Raw genomic sequence first — 18523 nt, 5'->3', positions numbered from 1 at the left:
CATCGGCATGCGCACCCCCGCCGAGCACGAAGCCGCCTGGGCCCCCGACACCCACCGCCAGGAACAACTACAACCAGCCACCACCACATCCAGCTAAACCAGCCTCCACAAAACCCGGGGCTTGACACCAGGGGCTCGTCCAGGAGGAAGAGCCGGGGGCGGTTGACCAGGGCCCGAGCCAGCGAGGCCCGCTGGGCCATGCCGCCCGAGAGCGTGGCGGGATAGGCCTCGGCGAAGTCCCGCAGGCCCACGACCTGCAGGGCCGCCTCCACTCGGCGCTGGTCGCGTCCCAGTCGGTCCCTCGCCTCGGGGCCCAGGGCGACGTTGTCGCGCACCGTCCTCCAGGGAAGGAGCGTGGCGTCCTGGAAGGCCAGGGCGCGCAGCGGTGATGGACCGGTCACAGGTTTGGCGTCGACCTCGACACTGCCCTCGACCGGCTGCTCCAGCCCGGCCAGCAGTCGCAGGATCGTTGACTTGCCGCAGCCGGAGGGGCCGACCAGGGAGACGAACTCGCCGGGGGACACCGTCAGGTCGATGTCGTCGAGCACGGGGAGCTGGTCCGGCTTGGCCGCCTCGGCCTCGTAGCGCGCTCTTGCTGCGGGAGACACGCGTCGAAGCAGGAAGTGGAGCCAGCCGTGGTCCAGGTCGCGGGACAGGGGATAGCGGTGGGTGACGCCCCTGAGGTCGACCTGCGCGCCGCGCGTTGCGGAGGAGGACGTCGCCTGTGCCGCGGCCTGCGTCACGGCAGCAGCCGTCGTGGAACCGGAAGACATCGGTCACCACCTCACAAGGTTCTGCTGCCATGCCAGCAGCGAGGAGCGGATCTTGAACAGCAGCACCATGAGCGTGCGGCAGAAGGCCACCAGGATGATGAGTCCCACGTACATCCTGGGGTAGTCGGCCCAGCCCTTGACCCAGTTGATGTACCAGGCCAGGCCCTTGTCGACCCCGGTCAGCTCGGCCGTCATGAGGGCGGCCAGCGAGGTTCCCAGCCCGGTGAACAGGCCGGTGAGCATGTCCGGCAGGGCCGAGGGCACGGCCACCCGCCTGATGAGGAAGAGCTCATCGGCTCCCAGCGTGCGGGCCATGTCTATGTAGTCGCGGCGCACCGAGCGCACGCCCGCGCGGGTCATGGTGGCCATCGGGAACCACGCGCCGAAACCGACGATGAAGGCCGCGGAGGCGTACGTCGTCGGAAGCAGCAACAGCGCCAGCGGTAGGAGCGAGGCCGCCGGAACGGGGCCGATGGTCTGCAGGAGCGGATGGAGCCAGTAGTCGGCGCGCCTCGACCAGCCCATGAGCAGGCCGGTGAAGAATCCCAGCAGTGAGCCCACCGAGTAGCCGATGACGAAGAGCAGCGCGGAGGCTCCCAGACAGCTGAGCAGCAGCCTCCAGTCGCCGACGAAGGAGGCGATGAGTACCTCCGGGGCGGCGAAGTACGGGGGCGTGAGCAGCCCGAGCTTGGAGGTCGTCAGCTGCCAGACGATGAACCACGCGCCGGCCGCGTTGATCCAGGGCAGGAAGTGCGCCAACGACCTGGCCGACGACGACGCCGGCCGGGTCCGGGCAATCAGCACCCACCCCAGCAGCGTGATCAGCCAGGTGCTGGCGAGGACGAGTACCGGTGTGGTTGATGCCCGCCGGAGCAGGTCCGCGTCCGGAAGGACGACGACGATGATCGGATAGGCCAGCCACAGCGACAGTGCCGTCGCGCTCTGGAGCGCGGCCGGGGAGGTGCGACGACGTTCTGAAGCCTTGTGCTCGATTGCGGCCGAGCTTGCTCCCTGACGCCCGTCGTCGGTGCGCTCGGTTGAGTCGGCCTTGACATCGGTGGGCATTCTCGATCAGTCCTTGATGCCGAGATCGGCGATGACTGCGTCGGTCAGCCTCTGGGCGGAAATGTCCGCCTTGATGAAGCCGGTTCCCTTGAACTTCTCGATACCGGGCTCGATCGCGGCCCGGAACCTGGAGGCCGAGGCCTTGAACCCGTACGTCTTGAGCACCCGGACGACGACATCCTGGTCCGCGGCGACGTAGTCGTTGTCGACCTCGAGCTTGGCGATCTCGTCGATGTGGTCCGGCACATAGGCCGAGCCCTTCATCCAGGCCTCCGTCAGGGCCTTGGCCTCCTTGGGCTGTTTCTTGACGAAATCGCCGTTGAGAGCCACGGAGCAGCAGAACTCCTCGGCGTCGTTGTTGGCCAGCTCTCGAGCCGTGCCGTTGAAGACGGGGAGCAGTGGCCCGGGATCAGATCCCATGATGGCGTCGACCTGTCCGTCGGCCAGGGCGGTCCCCAAGGAGTCCGCATCCACCGTGCGCCAGGTGATGTCGCCCCCGTCCGGGTTGACGTTGATTCCGGCCTCGGACAGTCCGATCGCGAAGTAGGCGAAGGCCGACGACGACAGTGACGGAACCCCGATCGTGGTGCCCTTGAGGTCGGCCAGACTCTGATAGGGGGCGTCGTTGTTCACCACCAGGCGCAGGCAGCCGGCGTGAAGGCCCGCGGTGAGCTTGGCGTTGAGCCCGTTGTAGATCGGCTCCAGCCAGGAGAAGAAGATTCCCGGCGCACCGATGTACTTGCCCGCGCCGACGCCGTCCTTGGTGTCCTCGGTCTGCTGGGTGCGCGCGAGCGTCACCTTGAGGCCCGCGTCGTCGAAGAAGCCCTGGTGGTAGGCGGCGTACAGCGGTGCGGCGCAGATGTCGCCGCCGATCACCAGCGGTAGCGCCTCATGGGCCCCGACCACCCCCTGGTTGGTGCGCCGGATCGTCAGGTACGCACCGGTACCGACCACGGCAGCGGCGGCCAGGCCGCCGACCGTCAGCAGTGTGCGTCTGGAGGGTCGGCGGCGGCGAGGTCCCTCAGCATCGGTGGTACCCGGATCGTCATCGTCCGCGGCGAGAATCTGCGCCGCGTTCTCGGCGGTGACCTCGTCCTTCTCGGGGATATCGGGATCCGGTGCGGATGAGGCGGAGGAGGGGGAGGAAACGGTTTTCGACATGGTGTCTCCTACGGAGGGAATGGAACCGAGTAGGTATGGAAAGCAGCGTCATTGAAGAACCCGGGAAGGCTGCCGGTGACGCAATAGTCGGTTGAAGTCGCCGAACGCGGGTGATGTGCCTCTTATCAGAGCATCTCGATCATTCGGGCGCACGGGACCGAGGAATGGTCGTGAAGGATCCTCGGGATGCTCCCGGGCGCGAACCCGGGATGGCGGGCACCCGGTTCTACCTCATGGGAGCGTCCGCGTTGTCGACCTCTATCGAGGCGTCATCGCGATTCCGGGTGCCGATGGCACGCCGGGCGGAAAATCAACAGGGCCGACAGCAACAGCACATTCGCGTACCACACATGGCCGCGAGCGCCTGTGCGCCGGGGGCGGTGGTGGTTGTCAGAGCGATGTGCGTCATGGGTGACACCCTACGCCACACCGCCCGGAAGAATGCAAGTTCATCGCTTCTTACCGGTGGTTCGTCTCCTGCTGGTGGTGCTGCGATGGAGGCGGATGAGGTCCGATAGGGTCGCCGGTGTGAGCGGTACAGGTCCTGAGAATGCTCCCGTGCGAGGGGCCCGGTGGCGAGAGCTGACGCCTACCCCTCTGGCCTTAGAGGGCGGTCCGCTTCGCGTGACTCCGGCCTGGTGGCCGCAGCATCCGGATGACGAGGCCCTGGCGGCCGCAGCGGCTCACGGCACCCCGGTTCTGGGAGACGCCCGTGTCATTGACGGAGTCACGATGCGAGAGGCGACCTTCCTGTGGCGAGATGACCGGCAGCACGGCCCCAGCCCCAGCGTTCTCATCCATCTCAACACGCTGACGGACAACCATCGCACTCACATCACTCCGGCGCTCGCCGACCGGGTGCCTGGAACCAGCTGGTGGGCGCTTCATGTCCTGCTTCCGGAGGACGGGCTCGTGGGTTACCGGATCGTGGTGACCCGCGATCGGCTGCCCGACGACGCCGGGGCCCGCCGGGAGCGCTGGAAGTGGGTTCACGCTCACGGACGCCCGGATGTCTTCAGTCCTGAGCACCTGCACGACGGATTCGGCTTCGTCTCCTCCCTGTGGGAGGGGCCCGGTGCCGTCACCCACCCGGAGTGGTCGACGGCGTCGGCCGATGGTGTCGCTGCGGCGCTCAGCGTCGATCCCGGGGGAGGAGGCAGCGGTTACGGACATGGCGTTGAGCTCGGCGGCGCGGCTGTCGCTGACTTCGACGCCCCTGGCGACCATGTACGACGCGTCACCCTCTGGCAGCAGGATCGCATCGGTGAGCGCCATGGGACCGAGCGGAAGGAGGGGGCGGGCACGCAGCGGGGGCTGCTGGTACTTCTCGACGGTGAGACCTGGCGCCGTAACGACGTCGTGCGCCGGCTCGGCGCCAGGGCCGCCACGTGGGACCTGCTGGTCATTGACTCCGGGGACCCGGCCATGCGCGCGCGTGACCTGGGGGATCCGCATCGCAGTAGGGAGCTGCTGATCCGGTGTCTCGAGGCGGCGCAGGACGGCCGGCCTCGATGGAGCCCGCAGCGGGTGGTGGTGGCCGGTCAGTCGCTGGGCGGCGTGGCCGCGGCGGATCTTGTCATTCACCGGCCCGATATCGCCGGCCGGGCCATTGCCCAGTCGGCGTCCTTCTGGCTGGGGTCGGGGCTGCGAGGCGAGGGTGAGGGGGCGCTTCTGGCGTGGTTGCGCCGTCGGGCCGGGCAGGAGCGCTCGGAGCCGTTGTCGGCTCGGCTGGTGGTTCAGTGCGGGGTGCATGAGGGCGTTCTGCGGCAGGGTGCGCACGCGTTTGCGGAGCTTCTTGCGGCTGAGGGGGCTCTGCTCGAGTACCGCGAGGTGCGCGGCGGGCACGACTACGCCTGGTGGCGCCACGGGGTGTCCTGGGGGCTCGATGCTCATGAGCGAGATCTTGTCTCTGAGCATGATCCGACAGTGTCAAGGTGATTGTCATCGCACCGAAGGTGAATAAGAAAATGATAGCGTCATTAATATCGCTTAGGTCGCCCTTGCTTGGTGGCCGGTGATCGGGAGCAGCGCAGCCTGCTCGTCCCCGACCGTCCCGGACGTAGCGCCGGGCCATCCTCACGGAGTTACTCCATGAACCGTCGTCACCATCACTGCCCTCCATCCGGTCTCATACGTCCGTCCGTCTCCCAACCTGCGCTCCGTTCCTCCCTGGTGAGAGCCGGGGCGCTCGCGTCCGCCGTCGCACTGGGTCTGGCAGGAGCCGTGGGGACCACGGCCTACGCGGCCGACGAGGCGCCTACTCCTGCGGCGAGCGCCGACGCCGCTTCGACGCCCGGTGCGCCGGCCACCGGGACAGTCCCTGCAACAAACGCTGCGACAAACGAGACGTCACCGACACCGGCTGCTGCCGAGGACGCCCAGGCCGACACCTCCGGAGTCGACAAGAACGCTGCGGTCACCCCGGTGCCCGGCACCTCCGGCGAGCCCGGAAGCGTCGCGGGAGTCGAGTCCTCCGTCGCCCCCGGCCTCTATCAGACCGCCTACTCGCCGAGCCGCAACTCCCTGTACGTCACCTCGGCCGTGGGGCGTCCACCCGTGACCCAGTCGTCGTTGATCAAGCTCGACGCCGACACGCTGGCCTACCAGACGCACATCGTTCCAGAGGTGGACCCGACGGCGACCGGCCGAGACGGCAAGCCGCTGGAGGGAGCCCGCTACGCCGTCTACGGGGTGGCCGTCGACGACGAGCACGGCACCGTCTGGGTCACCAACACCCGCCAGAGCACCGTCGCCGTCTACGACGCCGACACGCTCACGCTCGTCAAGCAGTTCGACAAGGACATCGTGTCCCACAGCCGTGACGTCATCATCGACGCCGCACGAGACCGTGCCTACGTCAGCAGTGCACGCTCCAACAAGATCGCCGTGTTCGACACGTCCACCAACACCCAGCTGGCCGACATCACCGTGGGTCAGGACGCAGACGACTTCAGCCCCATGTCACTGGCCCTCGACGAGACCTCGGGAACCCTGGTCACTGTGTCGTCCTCCAGCGCCAAGGCGGCACTCATCGACGTCGCCTCCGGCAACGTCACGGAGGTGGCCCTGCCCGCCAGCGTCTCACGCGCCTCAGGTGTTGCCTACGACCCGGCGACCGGACGGATCTACGTGGCCAGCCAGGGGTCGGGCGATCTGGTCGTCGTCGAGAAGGACGGAACGGTTGTCAATCAGGTCGTCACCGCTACCGGCCTGAAGGACGCCGACGGCAAGGACATCACCTCGGGCGCGCTCAATGTGGCGCTGGACCCGGTCCATTCGCTGGTCTACGTCACCAACCGCAACGCCGGGACCATCACCGTTCACGATCTTGACGGAACGATCAGGCAGACGATCGACGCCGGCCGCTACCCCAACCACGTCGAGTACGACGGGCGAGGAAACGTCTATGCCGTCAACAAGGGCGGTAGCCGCGATGGAAGCACGAAGAACGACTACGTTCAGCGCTTCTCCGTCATCGCGGCTCCCGCGCCGACGGCCACAGCCGAGCCCGCACCGACCGGCTCCGGCACGCCTTCTCCGACCGGGGCGAGCAGCCTCGGCGCGAGCCCGTCGGTGACCTTCCAGGCTGCCGGCAGTGCCGGGGGCCGGGATGGTAGTGGTGCAGACGTGGCCGTGGCCGCGGGCTCGGTCTCCGACGGAGACGGAAGCGGTCCCGGCCTGGCAAGCACAGGGGCCTCAGTGGCGGGTGCAGTCCTGGCGGCAGTCCTCCTGGGCGGCGGGGTCCTACTGGTGCGCGCACGCCGTCGCGCCTGATCGGCTGCCTGCCTTAGACAGCAGGTTTGAACGAGAGGAACAAGCCGATCACTTCGGCTCAGGGGCCGTTCAACGCGGATCACGCGTTGAACGGCCCCTGCCTTTCCCACAATAAAACCGTGATGGAACTGAAACCTAAGCAACAGCATGGTCACGCGCCCCGATTTATCGTTACCAACTCAAGAGTTTCCGCAGTGATTTCGGAAATGAATGATCTCAGTCCGACCGATTGTCGGGTTACCACTGTGTATACTTGATCAGGAATCGACGTCGCAGGCGATGTTTTCTGGAGATAGAGGATTCTTAGAGGGGAGTAGTCCGTCTATCATCGTTTGCGAAAGGCGGCCGTATCCGTTGATCGGTGCGTTCCTTTCCTCATGGTCCTCAGTGAACGGCTGTGGACCACATGAGTAAGTCCACCTGTCCCTGCCCATGAACGAGACCACTTGATGCACTACGCTCAGCGGCTGCTTGCTTCCCGCCCCTCCACCAGGCTCGGCGCACGCGCGATTCTTGGCGTTCTGACCGCCTGCGGTGTTCTGATGAGTACCGCGGGTGTTGCTGCCATGCCTCTTCTCACTGGGAATGAGGTCGTCAGCGATGCAGGAGCGACAACCGACTGCCATCCCGCCGCCTCCCTGAACTACCCCGAGGGACAGTCCAAGCCCGAGTACGTGGTCCCCGTCTACGAGACGGGTTTCGGAGTCGGCATCGACGCCGTCCTGACCGGCTGGTGCCACGACGGCGGGAGAATGCTGTCGGACCCTACGGTCACCGTCAACGTCATTGACGGGGGCACGGTGTCCTCCTACCTCATTCCCCGATTCAAGGTCGAGCTCGATCCAGAGATTGGGGGAGGAGAGCAGAGCGCGTTCGTCCCTACGGAGCTTCTCGTCAAGGCCGTACGGGATGCAACGGGTGATGCTGCTTGGGAGGTCGGCTCCAGGCTCTTCAGCCTCACCTACACCAGCGGAACGGTCAGCGCCACGACGGGCATGTTCTCCTTCGTCAAGCAGGACCCCGACGTCGTCAATCCCTCGTCCCCGGAGCCGACACCCGAGCCCACCTCGGAGCCGACGACCGGCCCGACGCAGGAGCCATCCGCAGAACCGACCAGGGACCCCACGGCCGAACCAACCAGCGACCCCACCGCCGAACCGTCGCAGGAGCCGACTGAGGAGCCGTCTCCAACGCCGTCGCCGTCGCCTGAGCCGACGGCGACCGCCGCACCCACCGAGTCCGCCAGACCGGATCCCGCACCGACTCCATCAGCAGGCCCGACGCCGACTCCGACGAACGAGACCTGTCTGCCGAAGCCGACCGTCACGGTCCTCAACCCCGACGGCTCGGATCCCAGGAACAGTGACCCCGCGTACCAGCCCGAGCACAGCATCAGAGTCTCCGGCAGCGGCTGGTGCGAGAACGGAGCAGCGATCGACGGCGACAGGGCGATCGAGGTCAAGCTGGTCGTCTACAGCGGCTACGTCATTCCACGAACGGCCTCGGTGCCCGTCACCTTCAGCAACGGGGCCTTCAGTGCCCAGCTCGCCCTGTCCTCCCTGTACGCCGGGACGGATCTTGCGACGAACCGCTACTACCTCCAGATCTCGCCGATCGGTTCCGCACAGAGCGGCGTCACCAACATCTTCAGCTACGAGGCGCCGACGACACCTGAGCCGACCCCGACTCCGACGGCCGCCCCCACACCAACCCCGACTCAGAAGCCGACAGCGGAGCCCTCAGCCCCCGCGCCCGCCTCGCCGTCGCCCACCCAGTCGGCCGACCCGGCTCCTGTCCCCTCTCCGAGTCCCTCCACCGAGCCGGGGCCCGAGCCGTCGGCGTCTTCTGCTCCGCCCGCCGAGCCCTCGATCTCCCCCTCCGCTCAGTCCACGCAACCGGCCCGTCCGGCACCGACCTCGGACCCCGCAACATCCTCACCGGACGGGGCGGACCCCGGCACCCCCAACACTCAGCCGGACGCCGGTAATGCAGGTGGAAACAGCTCTGGTGGAGGCGGGGCCCGGAACGCCTCAGGTACAGGAACGTCTGAGACGGGTTCCTCGCCCGCGGGTGTCCCGGCCCAGTCCGAAGGCGATCGGACTCGGACTCGGAGCAGTGGCCGTGGCGATGACTCCGCCCCTAACGATTCCCAGGACTCTGAGTCCTCGGCGCAGGCCTCTGCCGAGGCGAGTCCCTCTGAGGACCGGACTGTCCGTCCCGACCGTAGCCCAGTGCCTCCGGTGACCAGCTCGGCACAACTGAGTGCGGACAACGCCGGTTCCCTGTCCGGGTCGCGCCAGGGCAACATCGTCAACCTCGTGCTTCCCAAGGCCAAGGTCTCGGCGGGGGAGTGGGTGTCGGTCTTCGTCTTCCCCGGAGCCACGACCAAGGGCTGGGTGCAGGTCGATGAGGCCAACAGCGTCTCCATCGATATCTCGACACTCGAGTCCGGCTCCTACGAGCTGGCGGTGGCCGATCGTGACAACAGCCTTCTGGGGTGGGCGAAGCTGGAGATCACCTCGGCATCCTTCGATCCTCGGAGCCCGGCACAGGCTCAGCTTCTGACCTTCCCGGACAAGGACGCCCCCGCCTCCATGGGGCTCAGCGCCAACGACGTACTCCTTGGGGGCGCCGGAGGACTGCTGACTATCGGCGCCGGCAGCCTGCTGGTTGCCGCCCGCTCAGGACTGCCGCTTCGCGCGCCGCGCGTTCCCCGACGACTGCGAATGCCGCGCAGGCACTGAAGGGGCCGCACCAGGAGATCGTCAATGTCATCGTCAAAGAGGCAGAACAGGCAGCCACTCAGAGGAGGTGAGAAACAAGTGACCCGGTTGACTCAACTCATCACCCGGTGCGCTTGGCATGCGCCGCAGGCCCGACGCCGGATCCGCACCCGGCACCTCGAGATACCGCGCGTGCTCGTCATCGTCTGCTCCGTTCTGCTCGCCTCCCTGGTGGCGCTGGTATCCACGAGCCCTGCTGCCAGGGCCGACACCAAGACCGACCCCTCCACCACAGGGACCGCCTCGACCGTCAGTCCTTCGACGGTCGCCGTTGGAGGAACGATCATGTACACGGTCTCAGGGTTTCCCGGTGGCGTGACGGTTCAGGTGCTCATCGACGACGGCGCACTGGTGGCCTCCCGCCCCTCCGAGTCCGAGGTGGTCACGACGATCACGATCAAGCAGGACGGCACGGCCTCCGGCTCCTTCGAGCTGCCCGAGTACGTCGAGCAGGGAAGCCACTGGCTGCGATTCCGGGTCTCCGGGGCCCAGGGGGTGACCGCTCAGGAGGGAAACGCGGCGGACTACACCAACAAGAGCCCCTACTTCACCGTCTCAGGTGTCACAGTCATCGGGGGAGCCGCTCCTCCCACCGTTCCACCGGCACCGACGCCGCCACCCCACCAGGTCGCCGCGACGGGCGGATCGAGCGGTTCCGGAGCATCAGGCATTCAGGCCGCCGGCCCGAGTGCGGAGCCGGCCGGTTTCCCGATCATCGGTACCTCCATTCTCGTGCTCAGCATGATCCTGGTCGTGCTGTCGGTGCTCGTGGCGGTCAACCGGCGCAGAATGGCGGACTACCAGCGCCGTCGGGCTACGATCTGAGCCGGGGCGGGCCACTGCCTGTGCCGCTGCGCGGCGGCTCGGCCTGATGCCGGGCTCCTTGTAAACTGCCGCCGGCGCCCGCCCGTCTCGTGGTGCGCCCCGACGGGCACCGGTTCAGTGCCCCACACGGAAGGAACCCAGCACCGTGCTGCGAACTCGTACCGCAGGCTCCCTGCGCGCCTCAGACATCGGCCAGGTCGTCACCCTCACCGGATGGGTGGATCGACGCCGTGACCACGGCGGCGTGGCCTTCATCGACCTGCGGGACGCTTCGGGCATCGCCCAGGTCGTCATCCGCGAGGAGGTCGCTCACGACCTGCGCGCCGAGTACGTCCTGGCCGTCACCGGCGAGGTGAGCGCCCGACCCGAGGGCAACGCCAACCCGAACCTGCCCACCGGCGAGATCGAGGTCGTCGTCTCCGACGTCGAGATCCTCAACCCCTCCGCGCCGTTGCCCTTCCAGGTCTCCGACCATGCTGAGGACGCCGGGCAGGTCGGCGAGGAGGCGCGTCTGCGCTACCGCTACCTCGATCTGCGGCGCAGCGCCATGCAGCACGCCATCCGCCTGCGCGCCAAGGCCAGCCAGGCGGCCCGCAGGGTCCTGGACTCCCACGACTTCGTGGAGATCGAGACCCCCACCCTGACCCGCTCCACCCCGGAAGGGGCCCGCGACTTCCTCGTCCCCGCCCGCCTGGCGCCGGGATCCTGGTACGCCCTGCCGCAGAGCCCCCAGCTGTTCAAGCAGCTCCTCATGGTCGCCGGCATGGAGCGCTACTACCAGATCGCCCGCTGCTACCGCGACGAGGACTTCCGCGCCGACCGCCAGCCGGAGTTCACCCAGCTCGACGTGGAGATGAGCTTCGTCGAGCAGGACGACGTCATCGCCGTCGCCGAGGACGTACTGCGCGAGGTGTGGGCGCTGATCGGCTACGACCTGCCCACTCCGATCCCGCGCATGACCTACCGCGACGCGATGGAGAAGTACGGCTCGGACAAGCCCGACCTGCGCTTCGGCTGCGAGCTGGTGGACCTGACCGACTACTTCAGGGACACCACCTTCCGCGTCTTCCAGAACCCCTACGTGGGCGCCGTCGTCATGCCCGGAGGGGCCTCCCAGTCACGGCGCACCTTCGACGCCTGGCAGGAGTGGGCCAAGCAGCGCGGAGCCAAGGGCCTGGCCTACGTCACCGTCGCCGAGGACGGGAGCCTCGGCGGCCCCGTCGCCAAGAACATCACCGACGCCGAGCGGGCCGGTCTGGCCGGCGCGGCCGGTGCCGAGCCCGGCGACTGCATCTTCTTCGCCGCAGGCCCCGTGGACTCCTCGCGGGCCCTGCTGGGCGCCGCCCGCCTGGAGATCGGCAAGCGCTGCGGCCTCATCGACGATGACCAGTGGTCCTTCGTCTGGGTGGTGGACGCCCCCCTGTTCAAGCCCTCCGCCGAGGCCCGGGCCGACGGCGACGTGGCCCTGGGCAAGTCCGCCTGGACCGCGGTCCACCACGCCTTCACCTCGCCCAAGCCGGAGTGCCTGGACACCTTCGACACCGACCCGGGAGGCGCCCTGGCCTACGCCTACGACATCGTGTGCAACGGCAACGAGATCGGCGGCGGTTCCATCCGTATCCACCGCAGCGACGTCCAGGAGCGCGTCTTCAACGTCATGGGGATCGGCGAGCAGGAGGCCCAGGAGAAGTTCGGCTTCCTGCTGGACGCCTTCAAGTTCGGGGCCCCGCCGCACGGCGGCATCGCCTTCGGGTGGGACCGGATCGTCTCCCTGCTGACCAGGGCCGAGTCCATCCGCGACGTCATCGCCTTCCCCAAGTCCGGTGGCGGTTTCGACCCACTGACCGAGGCTCCCGCCCCGATCACGCCCGAGCAGCGCAAGGAGGCCGGAGTCGACGCCGAGCCGGACAAGGCCGACAGGCCCGCCGGCGCGAACAGGGCCTGAGATCCGGCCTTCAACGGCGCACCGATAGTCGGTCAACGGGTGTGCGACAGAGTGATCGCTCTGTCGCACACCCGTTGGCCGGCCGCAGTCCTATAACCGGCCCAGGACGCAGGCGAAGCCGCGATTGCCCGCGGCCCACTCCTCATCATTGGGGCCAAGCGTGTTGATCGAGTAGCTGGTGGACAGGTCGAGTACCGTAGCGCTCCGCGTACTCGCTGGTGCAGGCGGCATTGACCTGGGGATCATCCGTCATGGCCTCGGAGGCGCTGGAAGCCGTCGTGGCCGGGTCGAAGGTTCCGCCGGCGAAGACGATCCAGTCGGCCCGGGAGCAGTCCACCTGGCTGACGCTCGTGCCGCCTACGACCGAGGTAGTCCGGCTCAGGCAGGTCCCCAGAGGCCATGGCATCTCGTCGGAGTAGGGAATGCCCTGAGCATTGACCTGCGCGGGAGTCGGGGCGGGCGTGGGAGACGGCGAGGCCTTCTCAGAGCTGAGAGCCGTTGCCCGAGCCGTCGCCGTGGGGGCACTGCTGGCGCCCTGACCCGTCAGGGCGTTGGCGCGCGAAACGGGCGACGCCGAGGCCCGCTGAGCGGCCCGGTTCGCCGAGGAGATTGACGGAGTCAGGATGCTTGCGAGCACGACGGCGGCAATGACGACGCCGGCTGTCAGGCCGAGTGCCACAAGAGCGAAGACCCTGCCTGAGGATCTTCCGCCGGATGCACCGGCCGGGACCGGGGCGGAAACGGGATATGGCGTCCCCATCGCTGGGCTAATCGCTGAGTGAGCCGCCGGGCGAGGGGCGCCGATTGCCGGGCTTGAGACGTCACCGGCTCGGTGCAGCGCCTCGGTGAGCTCGTGGCCGTCTCGGTAGCGCTGTGCGGGGTCGGGGTGCAGCGCACGGTCGAGGAGGGGGCGCAGTGCCTCCGGTATACGCGGGTCCGAGGTGTCCACGGGGACGGAAAGGCCGTTGATGATCTCCGGGAGGCTCAGCGCCCCGCCGTCGGCGGCGCGACGAGGGCCGCGGCCGGTCAGGAGCGTGAACAGGACAGCCCCCATCGACCACACGTCACCGCTGGGTGTGGGGTCCGCCAGAGTGAAGGCCTCCGGTGGAGCGAAGTCCGGCGTCATCGTATCCAGGGTGACGGAGGACTGGATGCCCTCGCGCTGGATGGCTGCGAGTCCGAAGTCGCTCAGGCGCGGGCTTCCGTAGGCGTCGATAAGGATGTTTCCGGGCTTGATGTCGCGGTGCAGGACCCCGGCCTCGTGAGCGGCCCCCAGAGCGGAGGAGACAGCCGTGACGATGCTGACGGCCTGGGCCGCGCCGAGCTCCCCTCGCTCCAGGACCTGGGCCAGGGAGCCTCCGTCGCAGCGCTCCATGACCAGGTAGGGACGCCCGTCGGGCAGTACCCCGGAGTCGATCAGTGAGACCGCGTTCGGGTGGCCGCTGATCCGGCTGGCGGCCGCCATCTCCCGCATGAAGCGTCTACGGTTGCGCTCGTCGTGCAACGGCCTGGAGTCGATCTTGACCGCCACCGGACGCTGCAACGAGATCTGCTCCCCGGCGTAGACGGTGGCGAAGCCTCCCTGCCCCAGCGGCTCTCCCAGACGTACACCGGGCACAGTCGCTGCGACGTGCGCAAAGGCGTCGGGAACAGGGAAGGGACTACTCATGGGCTCATGATCGCTGCGAGCGCACATCGGCGCAAACCCGATCAGACCCGACCCTCACGCCTCCACCCGCTCACTGCCGGATCGAACCGACCGGTCAAGAAAGTATCAGAACCGGGCACACGCACCCATCGTGCGACTCAGGAGCCGGCGGCACTCTGGAACCGTCATTGAGATGCTGCGGAACGGGCCGTGGCGCACACACGATGGAGTGACTGATGAAGAACCTCTCACCACCCCGGATCCTGATCCCGGGACTCATCGCTATCGCGATCTTCATGACCGGCGACGGCTTCGAGCTGACCTTCCTGTCCAAGTACCTCGTCTCTCAAGGACTGGCGGCAGCACAGGCCTCGAGTATCATCACCGCTTACGGTCTGATGGCCGCGCTGGCGGGCTGGGCCTCCGGCGTGCTCGCCGAGACCTTCGGGGTCCGCCGCATCATGCTCGTCGGAGCGGGGCTGTGGATCTCGGTCCACCTGCTTCTTCTCATCGTTGCCGTTCCGAGCGGCTCCTACGCACTCATCCTCATCACCTACGGGGTACGCGGTCTGGCCTACCCGCTGTTCATCTACTCCTTCGTCGTCTACATCACGCAGAAGATCCCCGCCAGCACCCGGGCTTCAGCAATGGGGTGGTTCTGGACGGCCTACTCCGTAGGGATTGGTTGCCTGGGCTCCTGGATCCCCGCACGTACCGTGCCCATCATCGGTGAATACCTCACCCTGTGGCTGTCCCTGGCCTGGACCGTTCCCGGTGCCATCATCTGCCTGCTGCTGGTGGCCAGGGGCGAGCCCCGGAGAAGCGCGAAAGGGCTGCGTGACACACTCGTCGAGCTCTCCGCGGGCGTGAGCATCCTCGGGCGCAACCGCCAGGTCGTCCTGACCGCCGTCGTTCGCGTCATCTGCAATCTCAGTCTCTACGGATTCCCCGTCATCATGCCGCTCTACCTCACCGACAAGCACTACGGCGACGGATGGTTCACCATGAGCCAGTGGATGACGATCTGGGGCATCCAGTTCGCCGTCACCGTATTCGGCAACCTGTTCTGGGGATGGATCGGGGACCGCTTCGGCTGGATGCGACAGATGCGCTGGTACGGCTGCTGGTTCTGTGCGGTCGCCACGCTCGGCTTCTACTACGTGCCCCGGGTGCTGGGCGGCAGCATCATCGCCCTGGCCGCAGCCGCCGTCCTACTCGGCATGGGAGTCACGGCCTTCGTGCCGATGGGTGCTGTTTTCCCCGCACTCGCGCCGAAGGAGCAGGGAGCCGCCATCTCCATCAACAACCTCGCCTCCGGGCTGACCACCTTCGCCGGACCGGGGCTGGTCACACTGCTCATGCCGTTCATCGGCATCGGAGGAGTGTGCTGGACCTATGCCGCGCTCTACCTCTCCGGCTCCCTCATCACCATCTGGATCCGTCCGCCTCAGCCCGGATTCGACGATCGCGGTCGCCGTCTCACGACAGCGACCGGCCGCGAGCCGCGCACCGACCCCACCGCTCCCGTACTGGCAGAGGCCGTTGCCTGATGACAGCGGCGATGCCCTTAACCACCAGCTGACCACCAACTGACCACCACCCCTGCACCCACTCGTTCTCACACCCATTGAGGAGAAGAATCATGAAGGCCGTCGTTCTTGAGAAGCAGCACGAGATCAGGGTCCGCGAGGTGCCCGAAGACCTCACCTGCGGCCCCGGAGAGCTTCGCATCGCACCGCACACCGTCGGTATCTGCGGCTCGGACGTCCATTACTACACGCACGGACGCATCGGCCGGTACGTGGTGGAGGCGCCCATGATTCTCGGTCACGAGGCGTCCGGAGTCGTGACCGAGGTGGGCCACAGTGTCGAGGGCTTCGCCGTCGGCGACCGCGTTGCCATGGAGCCCGGTGTGCCCGATACCGGCTCACGCGCGTCGCGTGCGGGCATGTACAACGTCGACCCGGCCGTGTCCTTCTGGGCCACTCCGCCGGTCGACGGGTGCCTCGTCGAGGAGGTCATCCATCCCGCTGCCTTCACCTACCACCTTCCCGACAAGGTCTCGTTCGCCGAAGGCGCTCTGATGGAGCCTCTTGCCGTCGGTATGCACGCAGCCACCAAGGCTCGTATCACCCCCGGTGATGTCGTGGCCGTCTCAGGCGCGGGAACGATCGGACTGCTCACTGCGGCATCAGCACTGGCCGGCGGCGCCTCGAAGGTCATCATCTCCGACATCTCTCCGGTCAAGCTCGGCATCGCCTCCCGCATCCCTGGAGCCCACGTGGTTGACGGGCGCGAGCAGCGGCTGCTCGACGTCGTCGGCGAGCAGACCGCGGGCTGGGGCGCTGACGTCGTCTTCGAGTGCTCCGGTCACCCCAGCGCTTATGAGGACCTGTGGAAGATAGGCGCCCCCGGCAACCGGACCGTTCTCGTCGGCATCCCCGTTGACCCGGTATCGATCGATATCACCGAGGTACAGGCCCGTGAGACACGCATTGAGAACGTCTTCCGCTATGCCAACGTCTATCAGCGAGCCATCGATCTCGTCGCCGCGGGAAGGATTGATCTGAGTCCCTTCATCACGGCGACCTACGATATGGACCATGCCGTCGACGCCTTCGAGCGGGTTGCCGAGGGACGACCAGGCGACGTCAAGATCCAGATCACGGTCGGCTGAATCCAGCGAGAGTCTCATGGGGAGGCGTGGGAGGCCATCATGGACACCACCTCAGCGTCGGCATCCTCTATGCCCCAACGTGGCGGTGCAGGTGTCGCCGTGGCGCAGTTCCGGCCCGCGACCTCGCTGACGTCGACTACCGGTGATGACGGCACCGGAATCGGCGACCTCGAGGTGGTGCTCCCTGATCTGGGCTCGACGGTGCGATGGTTCCAGCACGGGTACCCGACGCCGCTGGCGCGCTGGCACCACCATCCCGAGATCGAGTTCCATCTCATCGTCGCCTCGCACGGGCAGATGATGGCGGGGGACCGGACGCTGGACTTCGCCCCGGGGCAGGTCACGCTGATGGGGCCCGATCTTCCGCACAACTGGCTCTCGGATCTGGGGCCGGGGGAGTGCCTCAAGGAGCGCGATGTTCTGTGCCAGGTGCTACCGCAGCGGGTTGCCGCCGCGGCACATGCTCTACCGGAGCTCTCGGGCTTCGAGGCGCTTGTTGAGAGATCTCGGCGCGGAATCGTCCTGGGCGGGGCGAGCGCCGCTGCCGCCGCCGAGCTGCTCACCGTGATGGGGCGTCAGCAAGGCATGGGGCGTCTCGGCACGCTTCTGGCCTTGGTCGAGGTCTTTCTCAGTGCCCCGGGCAACGAGTGGCGGCACATCGCTACGCGAGGGTACGTCCCCAGTCTCGATGACGTCACCGCCGGCCGCATCAATGAGGTGCTCACGTACATCGAGGACAATCTTGAGGGAACGCTGTCGATGCAGACGGCGGCCTCCCGGCTGGCCATGAGTCCCTCGGCCTTCTCGCGTTTCTTCCACTCGACAGCCGGCATCACCTTCTCCGCCCTTGTGCGTCGTCGAAGGATCGCGCGCGCCTGCCACCTGCTGCGACGTACCGACCTGCCCGTTGCCCGTGTCGCCGACCTGAGCGGGTACACCAACCTGGCGAACTTCAACCGGCGTTTTCGCGACGAGACCGGAACGACGCCGTCGAGTTATCGCAGGGTGTCGCAGGCGGCGCTTGATGACAGCTTGACGACCGGTTGACGACCGGTTGACGACTCCGCCTTGAGATACGGAGACAACGGGTACTGCCTGCGTGCGGCCCGAATCACTGTCTAAGGATTCGGGCCGCACGCAGGCAGTGATCCCCGCTCGGGCCTGAGCGGCGTCTCAGGCGGCGTGGGTGCAGGTGGGGCAGGAGCAGTCCTCGCAGGCGCACGAGGAGCAGGAGTCCGAGCAGTGCTCGCACGAGCAGGTGTTGTGGTTGCAGGTCGGGCAGGTGCAGTCCTCGCACTCGCACACGGCGCAGGAGTCCGAGCAGTGCTCACAGGAACAGGTGTCGCACTCGTCGTAGTGGCCGTTGTCCTCGTGGTGGGCGTGACCGTTGTGAATGTAGTCCACGTGGTCCCCGTGGATGACGGCGAGGTGGCCGCAGTTCGGGCCGTGGGTGTGGTGGTGGGCCTCGGCGGGGCGGTGCTCAGTGGTGGCAGTCATGGTCATGCTCCTTCGTATGTTCAAGGGTGTCGATGAAGATCGATGCGACGTGGTCGTCGATAAGGGAGTAGCTCTGGCGCCTGCCGTCGCGGACCGACTCGACCAGGTGGGCGTTGCGCAGGACCCGCAGGTGGTGGGAGACCAGAGGCTGCGAGACGCCGAGGAACGTCACCAGCTCGGTGACGTCGGCCGGCGAGCTGATGAGGCGGTAGACAATGCTCGCCCGCATAGGGTGAGCGAGCGCCTTGAACAGCTGCACCACGGCGGAGTCGTCCCCCAAGGGGGCCTCCGGTGGTGTCGCGACCTCTCGCATGCAAGAAAGTTTATATCAAACCGTTTTGATGTCAAGGCTACGTTCGTCGCCTCGTGTAGCAT

The 18523-nt window shown here is 67.2% G+C and carries 14 protein-coding genes; 8 read left to right on the top strand and 6 right to left on the bottom strand.

Translation table 11 applies throughout. The annotated features are described in order from the left end of the window. From HCR68_RS04495 to HCR68_RS04485, 3 genes are all read right to left on the bottom strand, one after another. On the bottom strand, positions 1–773 hold a 773-nt coding region (locus HCR68_RS04495; RefSeq protein ID WP_167146697.1), incomplete at its 3' end, for an ATP-binding cassette domain-containing protein. Between the two features lie 3 nt (positions 774–776). Beyond that, positions 777–1838 carry an ABC transporter permease subunit gene (locus HCR68_RS04490; RefSeq protein ID WP_167146694.1) on the bottom strand — a complete coding sequence of 354 codons (1062 nt, stop codon included), beginning with the start codon at positions 1836–1838 and terminating at the stop codon, positions 777–779. 6 nt (positions 1839–1844) lie between these two features. Then, on the bottom strand, positions 1845–2999 hold the full coding sequence (locus tag HCR68_RS04485) for an ABC transporter substrate-binding protein (protein ID WP_167146691.1): 1155 nt from the start codon (positions 2997–2999) through the stop codon (positions 1845–1847). A 624-nt stretch (positions 3000–3623) separates the two neighbouring features. On the opposite strand from HCR68_RS04485, the gene HCR68_RS04480 reads away from it, so the two are divergent. The 5 genes from HCR68_RS04480 (at position 3624) to aspS (ending at position 12326) form a co-directional block, all read left to right on the top strand. Continuing rightward, entirely contained in the window at positions 3624–4937 is a 1314-nt protein-coding gene (locus HCR68_RS04480; protein WP_243858930.1) for an enterochelin esterase domain-containing protein, read from the top strand. Positions 4938–5222: 285 nt separating this feature from the next. Next, positions 5223–6773 carry a hypothetical protein gene (locus HCR68_RS04475; protein ID WP_167146686.1) on the top strand — a complete coding sequence of 517 codons (1551 nt, stop codon included), beginning with the start codon at positions 5223–5225 and terminating at the stop codon, positions 6771–6773. 566 nt (positions 6774–7339) lie between these two features. Further along, a complete protein-coding gene (locus HCR68_RS04470) occupies positions 7340–9517 on the top strand; it encodes a hypothetical protein (RefSeq protein WP_347878298.1) in 2178 nt (725 codons plus the stop codon). Between the two features lie 171 nt (positions 9518–9688). Beyond that, positions 9689–10381 (top strand): DNA-directed RNA polymerase II, encoded by a 693-nt coding sequence (locus HCR68_RS04465; protein ID WP_167146680.1) that lies wholly within the window; start codon positions 9689–9691, stop codon positions 10379–10381. A 145-nt stretch (positions 10382–10526) separates the two neighbouring features. Continuing rightward, entirely contained in the window at positions 10527–12326 is a 1800-nt protein-coding gene (gene aspS / locus HCR68_RS04460) for an aspartate--tRNA ligase (protein WP_167146677.1), read from the top strand. Positions 12327–12471: 145 nt separating this feature from the next. Here aspS and HCR68_RS04455 read toward each other — a convergent pair whose 3' ends face one another. Beyond that, complete coding sequence (locus HCR68_RS04455; RefSeq protein WP_243858929.1) at positions 12472–13995, bottom strand: serine/threonine-protein kinase; 1524 nt, start codon at positions 13993–13995, stop codon at positions 12472–12474. Between the two features lie 215 nt (positions 13996–14210). Between HCR68_RS04455 and HCR68_RS04450 the strand changes: the two genes are divergently transcribed. The 3 genes from HCR68_RS04450 to HCR68_RS04440 all read left to right on the top strand — a co-directional run bounded on the left by HCR68_RS04450 (position 14211) and on the right by HCR68_RS04440 (position 17698). Then, positions 14211–15524 carry an MFS transporter gene (locus tag HCR68_RS04450; RefSeq protein WP_208320500.1) on the top strand — a complete coding sequence of 438 codons (1314 nt, stop codon included), beginning with the start codon at positions 14211–14213 and terminating at the stop codon, positions 15522–15524. Positions 15525–15616: 92 nt separating this feature from the next. Beyond that, entirely contained in the window at positions 15617–16651 is a 1035-nt protein-coding gene (locus HCR68_RS04445; protein WP_167146675.1) for an NAD(P)-dependent alcohol dehydrogenase, read from the top strand. Between the two features lie 39 nt (positions 16652–16690). Continuing rightward, positions 16691–17698, top strand: a complete 1008-nt coding sequence (locus HCR68_RS04440; protein WP_208320499.1) for an AraC family transcriptional regulator — start codon at positions 16691–16693, stop codon at positions 17696–17698. Positions 17699–17824: 126 nt separating this feature from the next. Here HCR68_RS04440 and HCR68_RS04435 read toward each other — a convergent pair whose 3' ends face one another. Both HCR68_RS04435 and HCR68_RS04430 read right to left on the bottom strand, forming a co-directional pair. Then, positions 17825–18148, bottom strand: coding sequence for a hypothetical protein (locus HCR68_RS04435; RefSeq protein WP_043539125.1), 324 nt, complete (start codon positions 18146–18148; stop codon positions 17825–17827). Next, positions 18132–18461, bottom strand: coding sequence for a metalloregulator ArsR/SmtB family transcription factor (locus tag HCR68_RS04430; protein ID WP_167146672.1), 330 nt, complete (start codon positions 18459–18461; stop codon positions 18132–18134). Before HCR68_RS04430 ends, HCR68_RS04435 begins: the two co-directional genes overlap by 17 nt. Between the last annotated feature and the right edge of the window lie 62 nt (positions 18462–18523).

The organism is Actinomyces sp. ZJ308 (genome assembly GCF_011752065.1).
Lineage (GTDB): Bacteria > Actinomycetota > Actinomycetes > Actinomycetales > Actinomycetaceae > Actinomyces.
Note: the sequence above shows the minus strand (reverse complement) of the source record. Positions and strands in the feature narration are given on the sequence as shown.